This is a genomic window from Lentzea flava, from assembly GCF_014648475.1.
Classification (GTDB): Bacteria; Actinomycetota; Actinomycetes; order Mycobacteriales; family Pseudonocardiaceae; genus Lentzea; species Lentzea flava.
This window is the reverse complement of sequence record NZ_BMRE01000011.1, coordinates 140,048-153,040: the sequence shown is the minus strand read 5'-3', so window position 1 is coordinate 153,040 and position 12,993 is coordinate 140,048. Positions and strand designations below refer to the sequence as shown.

10 protein-coding genes are annotated in these 12,993 nt (G+C 69.9%); 6 read left to right on the top strand and 4 right to left on the bottom strand.

Annotated elements, in window-relative coordinates; all coding sequences use genetic code 11:
• Positions 1-51: 51 nt before the first annotated feature.
• Positions 52-957 carry an RICIN domain-containing protein gene (locus IEZ09_RS16100; RefSeq protein ID WP_189254494.1) on the top strand — a complete coding sequence of 302 codons (906 nt, stop codon included), beginning with the start codon at positions 52-54 and terminating at the stop codon, positions 955-957.
• A 274-nt stretch (positions 958-1,231) separates the two neighbouring features.
• On the opposite strand, the gene IEZ09_RS16095 is transcribed toward IEZ09_RS16100, so the two are convergent.
• Positions 1,232-2,074 (bottom strand): MFS transporter, encoded by an 843-nt coding sequence (locus IEZ09_RS16095; RefSeq protein WP_189254493.1) that lies wholly within the window; start codon positions 2,072-2,074, stop codon positions 1,232-1,234.
• 189 nt (positions 2,075-2,263) lie between these two features.
• The gene (locus IEZ09_RS16090; RefSeq protein ID WP_189254492.1) at positions 2,264-4,006 is read right to left on the bottom strand and encodes a proline--tRNA ligase; all 1,743 of its coding nucleotides are present in this window, start codon (positions 4,004-4,006) and stop codon (positions 2,264-2,266) included.
• A gap of 275 nt (positions 4,007-4,281) precedes the next feature.
• Here IEZ09_RS16090 and IEZ09_RS47710 point away from each other — a divergent pair, with 275 nt between their 5' ends.
• Positions 4,282-4,518 carry a VOC family protein gene (locus tag IEZ09_RS47710; RefSeq protein ID WP_308202400.1) on the top strand — a complete coding sequence of 79 codons (237 nt, stop codon included), beginning with the start codon at positions 4,282-4,284 and terminating at the stop codon, positions 4,516-4,518.
• On the opposite strand, the gene IEZ09_RS16080 is transcribed toward IEZ09_RS47710, so the two are convergent.
• The gene (locus IEZ09_RS16080) at positions 4,479-5,450 is read right to left on the bottom strand and encodes a GNAT family N-acetyltransferase (RefSeq protein ID WP_189254491.1); all 972 of its coding nucleotides are present in this window, start codon (positions 5,448-5,450) and stop codon (positions 4,479-4,481) included. The genes IEZ09_RS47710 and IEZ09_RS16080 overlap by 40 nt on opposite strands.
• Before the next feature lie 86 nt (positions 5,451-5,536).
• Here IEZ09_RS16080 and IEZ09_RS16075 point away from each other — a divergent pair, with 86 nt between their 5' ends.
• The 4 genes from IEZ09_RS16075 to IEZ09_RS16060 all read left to right on the top strand — a co-directional run bounded on the left by IEZ09_RS16075 (position 5,537) and on the right by IEZ09_RS16060 (position 10,365).
• Entirely contained in the window at positions 5,537-6,292 is a 756-nt protein-coding gene (locus IEZ09_RS16075) for an SAM-dependent methyltransferase (protein ID WP_189254490.1), read from the top strand.
• A gap of 410 nt (positions 6,293-6,702) precedes the next feature.
• The gene (yaaA, locus tag IEZ09_RS16070; RefSeq protein ID WP_189254489.1) at positions 6,703-7,431 is read left to right on the top strand and encodes a peroxide stress protein YaaA; all 729 of its coding nucleotides are present in this window, start codon (positions 6,703-6,705) and stop codon (positions 7,429-7,431) included.
• A 202-nt stretch (positions 7,432-7,633) separates the two neighbouring features.
• Entirely contained in the window at positions 7,634-8,599 is a 966-nt protein-coding gene (locus tag IEZ09_RS16065) for a serine protein kinase RIO (RefSeq protein ID WP_370467716.1), read from the top strand.
• Positions 8,600-8,832: 233 nt separating this feature from the next.
• Positions 8,833-10,365: a DEAD/DEAH box helicase gene (locus IEZ09_RS16060; protein ID WP_189254488.1), complete on the top strand. Its 1,533-nt coding sequence runs from the start codon at positions 8,833-8,835 to the stop codon at positions 10,363-10,365.
• A 72-nt stretch (positions 10,366-10,437) separates the two neighbouring features.
• Here IEZ09_RS16060 and IEZ09_RS16055 read toward each other — a convergent pair whose 3' ends face one another.
• On the bottom strand, positions 10,438-12,990 hold the full coding sequence (locus tag IEZ09_RS16055; RefSeq protein WP_189254487.1) for an ATP-binding protein: 2,553 nt from the start codon (positions 12,988-12,990) through the stop codon (positions 10,438-10,440).
• Positions 12,991-12,993 lie beyond the last annotated feature (3 nt).

The window sequence follows — 12,993 nt, the reverse complement described above, 5'->3', positions numbered from 1 at the left end:
TGGACTCTGCATTCACGCCGCCTCAGTCCACCGGTTCTTGCGGAGGCACGCATGAAACGCGCCCTGTCTGTGGCGGCAGGCATTGTGCTGGTGATGTCCGGTTTGTTCGCTTCATCCCCGGCAACCGCGGCATCACAACAGGTCTTCTGGACCTTCTACGGCTGGTACGACAACACGCCACCCGGCGGTGACATCGCCTACCCGCAGATCCACAACACGGCCGGCGGCAAGGGCACCTGGTCGGACCCGATCACGTTCGCGACGTCGAGCAAGGAAGCCAAGCCGGGCACCAAGATCTACTTCCCGCGCGTGAAGAAGTACTTCATCATGGAGGACTCCTGCTCCTCCTGCGAGCAGGACTGGAACGGCAACGGCCCCAACGGCGGCCCCAAGCTGTGGCACTTCGACGCCTGGATCGGCGGCAAGGGCGGCAACGCCATGAACGCCATCGACTGCGAAGACGCGCTGACCAACTACCACGACAACGGCAAGCCGGTGATGGAGGAGACCATCCTCAACCCGCCGTCCAACCTCACCGTCGACCCGACGCCGATCTTCAACACCCAGACCGGCGAGTGCTACGGCGGCGCCAAGCCCAAGACCACCAACGGCGAGTACAAGAACGTCTCCACCGGCAAGTGCCTCCAGGGCGGCGCTGCGGGCACCCAGCTCACGACCGCTGCCTGCAACGGCTCCGCCGCGCAGCAGTTCAAGTTCCACGGCGCCTTCATGGAGCAGGGCTCGCCCCAGCTGTGCACCACCCTGTCCTCGGGCAAGGTCCTGCTGAAGAAGTGCGACGGCGGCCCGGCCCAGCAGTGGTCCATCAACCCGAACAAGACCATCTCGGACATGCAGTACAACACCAAGTGCTACCGGGACGCGTCGGGCAAGGTGACGGCGGCGTCGTGCTCGGGCGACCTGGCCAAGTGGACGTTCAAGGCCGCGCCAGCGAAGTGATCGCCTGACCTGCACGACCGAAGGCCGCTGCTCGCAACCGGGGCAGCGGCCTTCGCCCACCACAGCGCAAAATCAACCTTGGGGAGAGGCCCCGCCCACCCAGGGGGCAGACCGCCACCTCCCACTCAACATAGCGACATTTCGAGCCTGTCAACCCACCGCTCAGCGATCTGTGGACAACTCGGCGCGAGCCCCAAGATCGAAGCGCGGAACGAACCGGACGCAACGACCGCCGCACGAACCCGCAGATCGCGCGCTGTGTCGCAATACCGATTCACATCAACGGAATCAGCACCACCGTCACCGCGATGGTGTGGCGGTACCGCGCGAGAACGCGCTCGGCGAGCAGTCCACCCGCGACCCCACCACACGCGAGCGTGGCGAGGAACGCCCCGAATCCGGCGTTCGTCAGCCCCAGCCGCTGCTGGGCGAAGAGCACCAGCGTCGCCATGGTCATCGCGATGCACAGGTTCGTCGTCGCGGACACGACCGTGACCGCTCGCAACGCCTTGTGCTTCATCAGCCAGCGCAGGCCTTCGGCGATCTTCGGCCTGGCCGGACGCTGTTGCCGCTCGGTGCGCATCCTCGTGACGAGCACCGCTGCAACGGCGAACGTGACGGCGTTGACCCAGAACGGCGCCGGTACCGCGATCGCGAACAACAACCCGCCCAGCGGCGGTCCGGCGAACTGCAGCGCCACCGCCTGAGACGCGAACAGCCTGCCGTTGGCTCGCTCCAGCAGGTGGTTCTCGACGGTGGCCTTGATGAGCGGCTGACCCACGGCCCTCGGCAGCGTTTCCGCCGTGCCGATCAGGAACGCCATGCCGTACAGGACCGCGATGGGCGCGCTGTGGAAGGTGGCGAGGACCGCCATGAGCGCGCATTGGATCCACAGGGCCACCAGGAGCAGGCGCCGGCTGTCGTAGCGGTCGGCCGCCGCGCCTGCGGGGAGTGACGCGAGGAGCCAGGGGAGGGAACCGAAGAAGCTCACGCCCGCGATCAGCTTCGGGTCCTGGGTGAGGGTCGCGGCCAGCAGGGGGAGTGCGGCGAGAAAGATTCCGTCGCCGAGCGCCGAGATCGCACTGCCCGACCACAGCAGATACCAGTTCCGCCCCATGCCGCACACTACGTGCCAGCAAAACCGCCCGGCGCAGAGGCCCCGCCCATCCAGGGGGCAGACCACCCACCTCCACTCAACTTAGCGACGTTGCGACCCCGTCAACCCACCGCTCGGCGATCTGTGGACAACTCCCCGACATGACGAACGCCCGGCCAGGAATCCCGGCCGGGCGTTCGAAATCGTGAATCAGCCGCGAACCAGCGCGACCAGGTGGTCGACAGCCTCCGCGACGGGAACCTCGACCCGTTCACCGGACTTGCGGTCCTTCACCTCGACCACGCCACTCGACAGCCCACGACCGATCACCAGGATCGTGGGCACACCGACGAGCTCGGCGTCCGCGAACTTCACGCCGGGGCTCGCCTTGCGGTCGTCCAGCAGCACCTTCACGCCACGCGCGCTGAGCTGCTTCGCGAAGTCCTCGCCGGCGGACACCAGCGTCTCGTCCTTGCCCGCGATGACCACGTGGACGTCGGCAGGAGCCACGTTGCGCGGCCAGATCAGGCCGCGCTCGTCGTGCGACTGCTCGGCGATGGCCGCGACGAGGCGCGAGACGCCGATGCCGTAGGAGCCCATGGTGATGCGGACGGGCTTGGAGTCCGGGCCCAGCGCGTCGAGCGAGAACGCGTCGGCGTACTTGCGGCCCAGCTGGAAGATGTGGCCGATCTCGATGCCGCGCGCGGCGACGAGCACGCCCTTGCCGTCGGGGGACGGGTCGCCCTCGCGGACCTCCGCCACGTCGATGACGCCGTCCGGGGTGAAGTCGCGGCCCACGACCAGGTCGACGACGTGGTGGTCGGCCTTGTCGGCGCCGGTGACCCAGGCGGTGCCGCGCACGACGCGGGGGTCGGCGAGGTAGCGGACGCCGTTGGCCTGCAGGGCGCCGGGACCGATGTAGCCCTTGATCAGGAACGGGTTCTTGGCGAAGTCCGACTCCTCGACCATCGAGACCTCGGCGGGCTCCATCGCGGCCTCGAGGCGCTTGAAGTCCACCTCGCGGTCGCCGGGGACGGCCACGGCGAGCAGCTCCCAGTCCTTGCCGGGCTGCTTGACCTTCACCAGGACGTTCTTCAACGTGTCGGCCGCGGTGAACTTGCGGTCGGTGTTGGCGTTGAGGAAGTCCACCAGCGACTCGATGGTGGGCGTGTTCGGCGTGTGGTGCACCTGGGCGGCGGGCTTGTCGTCGATCGACTGCTCGGCGGGCGCGGGGGTGGTGACGGCCTCGACGTTCGCCGCGTAGCCCGACTCGGTGCTGCGGACGAAGGTGTCCTCACCCGTCTCGGCGACGGCCAGGAACTCCTCGGACGCCGAGCCGCCCATCGCGCCGGACGTCGCCGACACGATGACGTACTCGAGGCCGAGGCGGTCGAAGATGCGGATGTAGGCGTCGCGGTGGTCCTGGTACGACTTGCTCAGGCCCTCATCGGTGAGGTCGAACGAGTACGAGTCCTTCATCAGGAACTCGCGGCCGCGCAGGATGCCCGCACGGGGACGCGCCTCGTCGCGGTACTTGGTCTGGATCTGGTACAGCGTGACGGGGTAGTCCTTGTACGAGCTGTACTCACCCTTCACGGTGAGCGTGAACAGCTCCTCGTGGGTGGGGCCGAGCAGGTAGTCGGCGCCCTTGCGGTCCTTGAGCCGGAAGATGTTGGGGCCGTACTCCGTCCACCGGTTGGTCGCCTCGTAGGGCTCCTTGGGCAGCAGGGCGGGGAACTGGATCTCCTGCGCGCCGAACGCGTCCATCTCCTCGCGGATGACGGCCTCGATGTTGCGCAGCACCCGCAGGCCCAGCGGCAGCCAGGAGTACCCGCCCGGCGCGACGCGGCGGACGTAGCCGGCGCGCACCAGCAGCTTGTGGCTGGGCACTTCGGCGTCGGCCGGGTCCTCGCGAAGCGTGCGCAGGAACAGCGACGACATCCTGGTGATCACGGTGGGTACTCCTCGTTCACGGGCTGTTGGAGCAGCGTACTGGTTGCGCTGCTGCCGAAATCTCGGGCGGTGGGTTTGGCGGGCACTGACCAGCACAAACCGCAATTGTCAGACCCCCTGAGTAGCGTCCGTCCCATGTCCCTGACCATTGCCATGATCACGATCGACACCGGCGACGCGCGCAAGCTCGCGGAGTTCTGGACGGCCGCCTGAACACCACTGTTCAAGGCGACTGGGGTGAGTTCATCGTCCTCGCGCCGAACACCGAGCACGGCGTGGCCTTAGGCATCCAGCAGGTGCCGGACGCCACGCCGGGCAAGAACCGCGTCCACTTCGACTCGCACGTGCCGGACCGCAAGGCCGAGGTGGCGCGGCTCGTCGGGCTCGGTGCCACGGAGGTCGCCGTGCACAGCATCCCCGGCCTGGTCTGGTCGGTGCTGGCCGACCCGGACGGCAACGAGTTCTGCGTCGGTCAGGCGGGCGAGGAGCTCGAGCCGACGGGCAACCCGTAGTCGATCCAGGTCCGCGTCACCCTGAACCCCGCGCGCTCGTACACGCCGAGCGCGCGGGTCGGGTTGACCGCGTCCACGGACAGCGCCGCGCGCTGGTAGCCCTGCGCCTTCGCCCGAGCCAGCGTCCGGCTCAGCAAGGCGGAGGCCACACCACGCCCGCGGTGCTCCCGCAGGGTGCCGACGTCGCCGATCCACAGCTCGCGCACGCCCGTCGTCTCCTCGACGACCGGGTAGTGCCGCGAGAGCACGAAGCCGATCACGGCGCCGTCGTGCAGCGCCAGAAAGGAGGTCTGGGGAACGAACCGCTTGCTGTTCGTGAACGACGCCGCCCACTCCTGCGGGCTGCGTGCGACCGAATCCCAGTGCTCCGCGAACGCCGCGTTGCACACCAGCCGGACCTCTTCGTCGTGGGCTGCGGAGAACGGCACGATCTCGCAGGCAGGCGGGATCGGCGCCTGGGCGAGTGACTCGCCCAGTGCCACCTCCAGCTCGTAGAAGTGACGGTCCGCGCTGAAGCCGAGCGCCTCGGCCAGTGCCACGTGCCCCGCCGAGCGGCTCTCGACCATGGTCTTGGCCACCAGCGGCATGTCCGGGTGGCGGGCGGTGTGCAACTCCCGCGCCAGCGCGACGAGGCGCCCCATCAGTTCGCGCCCGATGCCGTGGCGGCGGAAGTCCGGATGCACCGTCCCGTCCAGGCGAACGCGGTGCGTACCAACGGGATTCTCGCGCGGCACGACCAAGCCGTACGCCACGAGCGCGTCGTCCACGAGCACGGCCAGCGACCCGCCGGCCAGGTCGGCCTCGGCGAACGACGCGGCGAAGTCCTCTTCGGACAACAACTCGCCGGTGTCGTCGACCGTCTCGGCCGCGTGGTGGAGCGCGGCCACCGCTGGGGTGTCCGCCGTCGTGAGCGCGCGCCACACGAGTTCCACGCCAATCGAAGCTACGGGGAGGTGATGCCCCCAACAACCGAATAACGCGTTGTGCGGAACAGCCTTCCGCCACCATCCTGCGTGCGATGACGACACCGGAGATCGCGCCGCTGCACGAGGACCTCACGTTCCACGGACCGCTGTCCGAGGAACGGGCGACCCGCCTGATCCACAGCCTGCACCCGCTCGACGGCGCACACGTCGTCGACGTAGGTTGCGGCTGGGCGGAGTTCCTCCTGCGCACCCTGGAAGCCGCACCCACCGCCACCGGCACAGGCGTCGACCTGGACGCCACGGCCATCGCGCACGCCCAGGCCACCGCCGAGGCACGCGGCCTGGCGGCCCGGGTCAGCCTGGAGGTGGCCGACGTCGCTCAATGGCAGCCGGCCAGCCCTGCCGACGTGATCGTGGTCAACGGCGCCAGCCAGGTGTGGGGCGGAGACCCGTTGCAGCACACGGCGAACGCGCTCACGGCAGCGAAGAACCTGCTCAACCAGCGCGGAAAGCTGTTGCTGGGCGAGGGTTTCTGGGAACGCGAGCCAACCGACGAGCAGCTGGCCGCCATGCCGATCCCACGCGATCAGTACGGCTCACTGGCCGACCTGGTCGACCTCGCACACGCGCACGGCTACCGGCTGCTCGCGGTGGAACAGGCGAGCCTCGACGAGTGGGACGTGTTCGAGAACGGGCACGCCCTGGCGCGGGAGCGCTGGCTGCGCGACCACCCGGACTCGGAGCACGCGGCGGAGGTCAGGGAGAAGGCGGACCGGCACCGCACGTTCCGTTTGCGCGGGTGGCGCGGCACGCTCGGTCTGGCGTATCTGACGTTGCAGGCGCCGTAGCGCGTCGGGATGTGCTGCGCGGGTGTGCGGCCGTGTTCGAACCGGCACCGCACCTACTGCTGGGGCGGCTGGCGCGGCATGCGCGGCTTCGCGGGTGTTCGGCTGGGGCGCGAGTCGGCGTCGAGCTGGGTTCGGGGCAGGCGGCGGAGGTCGGGGAGCAAGGCGGACCGGCACCGCACCTACCGCTGTGGCGGCTGACGCGGCACGCTCGGCTCCGCGGGTGTCCGGCCGGGCGAGAGCAGAGGTCAACCCGGATTCGGGGCACGCGGCAGAGGTCAGGGAGAAGGCCGACCGGCACCGCACCTACCGCTGTGGCGGCTGACGCGGCACGCTCGGCTCCACAGGTGTCCGGCCAGGCGCGAGCCACGCAGGCCAAGCGGTTTCCCGGCATTGCCCTACCCTTTCCAACCGTGCTGGTGCTGCTTCCCCCGTCGGAGACCAAGGCGATCGGCGGCGAGGGTGCGCCGCTCGACCTCGACGCGCTGTCGTTCCCCGAGCTCAACCCCGTGCGCGACAAGCTGGTGTCCGCGCTGGAGGACCTGGCGAACGACGTTCCGGCGAGCCTCAAGGCGCTCGACATCTCCGAGCGCCAGATCGACGAGGTCGAGCGCAACGCGGCACTGCGCACGTCGGAGACCACGCCCGCACTGCTGCGCTACACCGGCGTCCTCTACGACAACCTGGACTTCACCACCCTCAAGAAGGTCGAGCAGGAGCGGGCCTGCGAACGCCTCGCGATCGCGTCCGCGCTGTTCGGGGCGGTTCGCGGCGGCGATCCGGTGCCCGCGTACCGGTTGTCGGGCGGTAGCACGCTCCCGTCGCACGGCAGCCTGCGCACGGTGTGGAAGCCGGTGCTGGAGCCGGTCCTTGGAAGCGCCGACGAGTTCGTCGTCGACCTGCGTTCCGGGGCGTACTCGAGCCTCGCGAAGATCCCGCACGCCGTCGTCGTCCGGGTGATCACCAGCGAGGGCAAGGTCGTCAGCCACTTCAACAAGGCGCACAAGGGCCTGCTCGCCCGCGCCATCGCGAGGAGCAAGGCGGAGCCGAGCGACCTGAAAGGCCTGGTCAAGCTCGCGCAGAAGGCCGGGCTCAAGGTCGTGCAGACCGGTGAGAAGACCGCCGACCTGATCACCGATTAATTCGGTTGCGCGCCGGGAGAGCGACCGGGCAAGCTTCACCGCAGCCGAAGTGCGGCGTGAGGAACGAGGAGGTGCGACATGTCAGAGCCTGTCTTCGGACGTGTCCGCGAGACCCGTCCCTCCGCCCTTCGCGCCTGATCAGCATCGTTTGATCGCAGAGCGCCTGTGGGGCGGTCACCTTCACCTTCTGGGAGACCCCACCGTGCGCGAGCACGATCTTTACGAACGTTACGAGTCCTCTTTCGACGGCGCTGACACCAAGCAGCGCATGGGAAAGCGCGGTAAGCGCACCGCCGATGACGCGGAACCGACGCGTCGCGGCCGCATGACGGAAGCGGAGAAGCTGCGGGTCTCACGACTGCGTGAGGACCAGCTCAGCTCGGCCGACACCCCCGAGGACGGCGACCGCTGGTCCACGTGGGGCGACGCCGAGCAGGGCCCGAAGCCGCACCCGAGCTGGCTCGTCACCGAGCTGGCCGCGGTCGACCGCGAGCTGGGCATCGTCAAGACCGGCAAGGAGGCCGACGTCTTCCTGCTGGAACGGGCGATGGGCGAGAAAGCGTGCCTGCTCGCCGCCAAGCGCTACCGCAGCAACGACCACCGGATGTTCCACCGCGACGCGGGGTATCTGGAGGGTCGCCGGATGAGGAAGTCCCGCGAGATGCGGGCGATCCAGAACCGCACCGCGTTCGGGCGAAACCTGATCGCGGAGCAGTGGGCGGTCGCGGAGTTCGCCGCGCTCGCCAGGCTGTGGCAGATCGGTGCTCCGGTGCCGTACCCGGTGCAGCGCAGCGGCACCGAGCTGCTGCTGGAGTTCATCGGTGACGACGAGGGCAACGCCGCACCGCGGCTCGCGCAGACGCGTCCGGACGAGGACGAGCTGCTCGACCTGTGGCGCCAGCTGGTCGCCATGCTGATGACGCTCGCGGAGGCGGGCCTCACGCACGGCGACCTGTCCGCGTTCAACCTGATGGTCCACGAGGGCAGGCTGATCATGATCGACCTGCCGCAGGTGGTCGACCTCGTCGCGAACCCGCGCGGCGTGGAGTTCCTCGACCGCGACGTCCGCAACATCGCCGGCTGGTTCGCCGCCCGCGGCCTCCCGCCGGAGATCGGCGACCCGTCCGCGCTGGTGGCAACGCTGCTGGACGTGGCGGGCATGGCGTGAGCCACGTGCGCGTCCGGCCGTGTCCAACGACACGGCCGGGCGCGCATCGCACGGTCAATGATCAGCTAGACTGTACTTTGCACCGATGAAGGCCTGACAGCCGTTGACCGGTGCGTCCACCCACTCATCAGCGGCGTGACCATCACGCCGGGCCCGTCCTCGTGATCGGCACCGCGGTAGCGCGCGGGGCAGCCTTGAGACGTGCCATGTCTCGGAGGTTTGTTTTGCCATCAATGTCCGAAGGTCGTTCCGAGCGCTCTTTCAGCCGCAGGCCGCGGCGCCGCTCGGGCCGCCAGGGCAACTCCTCGCGCCCGCAGCAGCGGGTCGAGGAACCGATCGTCGCCGAGCACTTCGAGAGCACGCTGCCGGAAGGCCCGCTGCCCTCGTTCGCCGAGCTCGGCCTCTCCGACGCTTTGATCCGTTCGCTCGCCGCCAACGAGATCACCGAACCGTTCCCGATCCAGGCGGCCACCCTGCCCGACTCGATGTCGGGCCGTGACATCCTCGGCCGTGGCCAGACCGGCTCCGGCAAGACGCTGGCGTTCGGCCTGGCGATGCTCAGCCGTCTCGCGGGCGGCCGCTCCACGCCGCACAAGCCGCGCGGCCTGATCCTCGTCCCGACCCGCGAGCTCGCGATGCAGGTGGAGACGGCTCTCATGCCGCACGCCCGCTCGCTGGGCCTGTGGTGCCGCACCGTCGTGGGCGGCACGTCGTTCCCGCGCCAGATCGATCACCTGCGCCGCGGCGTCGACCTGCTGATCGCCACGCCGGGCCGGCTGTCCGACCACGTCCGCCAGGGGACCTGCGACCTGTCCCAGGTCGAGATCACCGCGCTGGACGAGGCCGACCAGATGGCGGACATGGGCTTCATGCCCCAGGTCCGCGCGATCCTCGACCTGACCCCGCAGGACGGCCAGCGCCTGCTGTTCTCCGCCACGCTCGACGGCGACGTGGACAAGCTGGTCCGGCAGTACCTGCACGACCCGGTGACCCACTCGGTGGCCCCGCCCACCGCGAGCGTCACGACGATGGAGCACCACCTGCTGTTCGTGTCCGCCGAGGACAAGCAGAACGTGGTGACCGAGGTGGCCGCGCGCGAGGGCCGCACGATCATGTTCGTGCGCACCAAGCACCACGTCGACCGCCTGGCCAAGAAGCTGCGCTCGGTCGGCGTCCACGCCGGCGCGCTGCACGGCGGCAAGGCCCAGAGCGCGCGCACGCGCGTGCTCGGCGAGTTCCGCGAGGGCACCACTCCCGTCCTGATCGCGACGGACGTGGCGGCCCGCGGCATCCACGTCGACGACGTCTCGCTGGTCGTCCACGTCGACCCGCCGGCCGACCCGAAGGACTACCTGCACCGCGCCGGCCGCACGGCTCGCGCAGGCCAGTCCGGCACGGTCGTCACGCTGGTCACGCACGACCAGCGCCGCGCGGTCCAGGGCATGGCCGCCCGCGCGGGCATCCGTCCGGAGAGCACGAAGGTGCGCCCCGGCGACGAGGACCTGATCCGCATCACGGGTGCCCGCACCCCGAGCGGTGAGCCGGTGATCGAGCGCGAGAAGCCGGCCCGTCGTGGTGGCGGTGGCGGTCGTCGCTTCGGTGCCCCGTCGGCCGGTGGCCGCGGTGAGTACCGCGGTGGCTCCGGCCGTCGCACCGAAGGCGGCGAGTTCCGCGGCGGTCCGCGCCGCTCGGAGCGCTCGGAGGGTGGCCGCGGTTTCGGCCGGACCGAGCGCACCGGCCGTCCGCGCAGGGCTCCGCAGCACTGACCCGGATTGACGATGAAGGGCTCCTTCATCCACCTCACGTGGATGAAGGAGCCCTTCATCGACTTCGGGGGCTCAGCCTGCGCGGCGGTCGGTGAGGTCGAGCGCCGGCTCCTCGAACCACGCGAGGGCGCGTTCCTGTTTCGCCGTGCGCACCGCGCGAGGCAGCTGATCGGCCACGACGTCGCGAACCAGCGGGTGCCGGAACCCGTACTCGATCTCGCCGGTCTCGCTGTTGCGGCCCTGCCTGCGCAGGAAGTCCCGCTGTTCCAGCAGCTCCAGCGCCTTGGCGACGTCACCGGGGTCGCGCTGGCCCGTCGCGGCCACCGCGCCGGGAGAGACCAGATCGCCCACGATGGCGGCGTCCTGCAGGACCGCCTTCACCTCGAACGGCAACGAGTCGACCTGTGCGGTCAGGATTCCGCGCACGGCCGACGGCACCGGCAGCCCGTTTTCGTTGTGCAGGCACGGTGTGCGCGGATCGGACACCATCCGCGCGTACTCGACTGCGAACAACGGGTTGCCGCCGACGCGCGAGACCAGGGCCTGCCACAGCTCGGACGGCAGCTCCCTGGCAGCCAGCAGTGAGTTGAGCAGGCTCCGGCTTCCGTTGTGGGTCAACGGCTCCAGGCTGATGGTGGTCGCGTTGCGCTTGCCGCCGAACCAGGAGGGACGGCGCTGCAGCAACTCCGGCCGGGCGGTCGCGATCACCAGCAACGGCACCGAACCGGCCTGCTCGCCCAGCTCCTCCACGAAGTCGAGCACCACGTCGTTGGCCCAGTGCACGTCCTCCAGGAACACGACGAGCGGCCCGGAGTCGGCGATCTCCTCCAGAAACCGCCGCCACGCGGGGAAGTCGGCCGGCACGTCGGGAGCGGCCTTGGCCAGCCCGGCGAGGCTCGAGTACAACCGGTCGGCCAGCTCACCGGCACCGACCAAAGAGGACAGAGCGGAGCGCAGGGTCTCCGGCGAGGCGAAGCCGCGCACCACGTCGGACAACGGGCCGTAGCCGTGGTCGTCGCCGTAAGCGGTGGCGGTGCCGCGCAACGCGACGACGGGAGAGGTGCAGGCGGCGGCCAGTTCGCAGACCAGACGGGTCTTGCCGACGCCCGCCTCGCCCAGCACGGTGACGAAGTGCGGGCGGCGCCGCTCGCACACCTCGTCCAGAAGCCCCTGCAGCGCACGGAGTTCGCGTTCACGTTCGACGAACGGCACCGGGACCTGGGCGCGGCGGGTCGCACCGCGCGGGGAGACGCACGAGACCGCCTGCCAGCCACCGGTCGGGACCGGGTCGGCGGCCCACGTCACGGAGGAGCTCGCGTCCCGGGTCGTGGTGCAGGCGCGGACAGCGCCCAGCGGTGCGAGCGCCATCAGCTGACGGCACTGGTCGAGCAGCACGCCCGACGCGGTGGGCGCACCGGAAGCGGGCAAGCGAACCAGCGCGTCGCCCGTCGCCACACCGATCTGCGCGTCCGCGACGGAGCCCAACCGGTCGCGGATCGCCAGTGCCGCACGCACGGCTCGGTCGGCGTCGTCCTCCGACGTGCGAGGCACACCGAACAGAGCCAGGAAAACAGAACCGACGTTGCCACCGACGACGCCACCAAGACGCGTCACTTCGGCGTGCACGACGGCGGAGACTTCCCGGTGCACCTCGTCGACGTCCTCCGGGTCGCCGTCACCGGCCGCGAGACCGAGCTGGGCGGACACCATCACGACGCTGACGAGCTTGCGCTCCACGGTCGTCACCTCCATCGCCGGCGGTTCGGCGACAGGCGGCGTGATGACGACCGGCGCGGGTGCGGGCGCGGGGACAGCAGACCGGCCGACGGCGAGCAGGTGCCTGCGTTGCACCGACGGCGGAAGATCCAATGCGGGGGCGTGGTCGAGGATCGCGCGCTCCAGCTCCTGGAGCTCGCGGCCCGGCTCCAAGCCGAGTTCCTCGACCAGCGCCGCCCTCGTGCGGCGGTAGACGCTCAACGCGTCCACCTGCCGGCCACACCGGTACAGGGCGAGCATCAGCTGCCCGCCCAGCCGTTCGCGATACGGCTCGACCTCGATCAGCGATTCCAGTTCGCCGATGATCTCGTAGTGCCGTCCGCAGGCGAGTTCCGCTTCGAAGCAGTCCTCCTGCGTCGCCAGCCGCGAGTCCTTGATGGCGGTCAGCTCCGGCCAGTTGATCCCGGTTTCCGCGAGGTCCGCGAGCACGGGCCCGCGCCACAGGCCCAGCGCTCTGCGGAGCACCGTCGCGGCCGCGGGCCAGTTGCCGCGGGCCAGTTCGCCCCGGCCCTGTTCGGTCAGCTGCTGGAAGAGCGACAGATCGAGGGAGTTGGGATCCACGCGGAGCAGGTAGCCCGGCGCGTGGGTCAGCAGCAGCGCGGATCCCTCCGAGCCGCTGCCGGGTGGGGTGAGAACGCCACGCAGTCCGGAGACCGCGTTCTGGAGCATCTTGCGGGCGGTGGGCGGGACGTCCCGCGACCACAGCGCCTGGAGCAGCTTGCTGGTCGCCACCACGCGGTTGGCGTGCAGCAGGAGGTAACCCAGAGCCGCGCGCTGCTTGACGCCGCCCAGTGGCACTGGCATGTCGTCGTCGAGGACTTCGAGTGAGCCCAGCAGGTGGAATCGCATGGT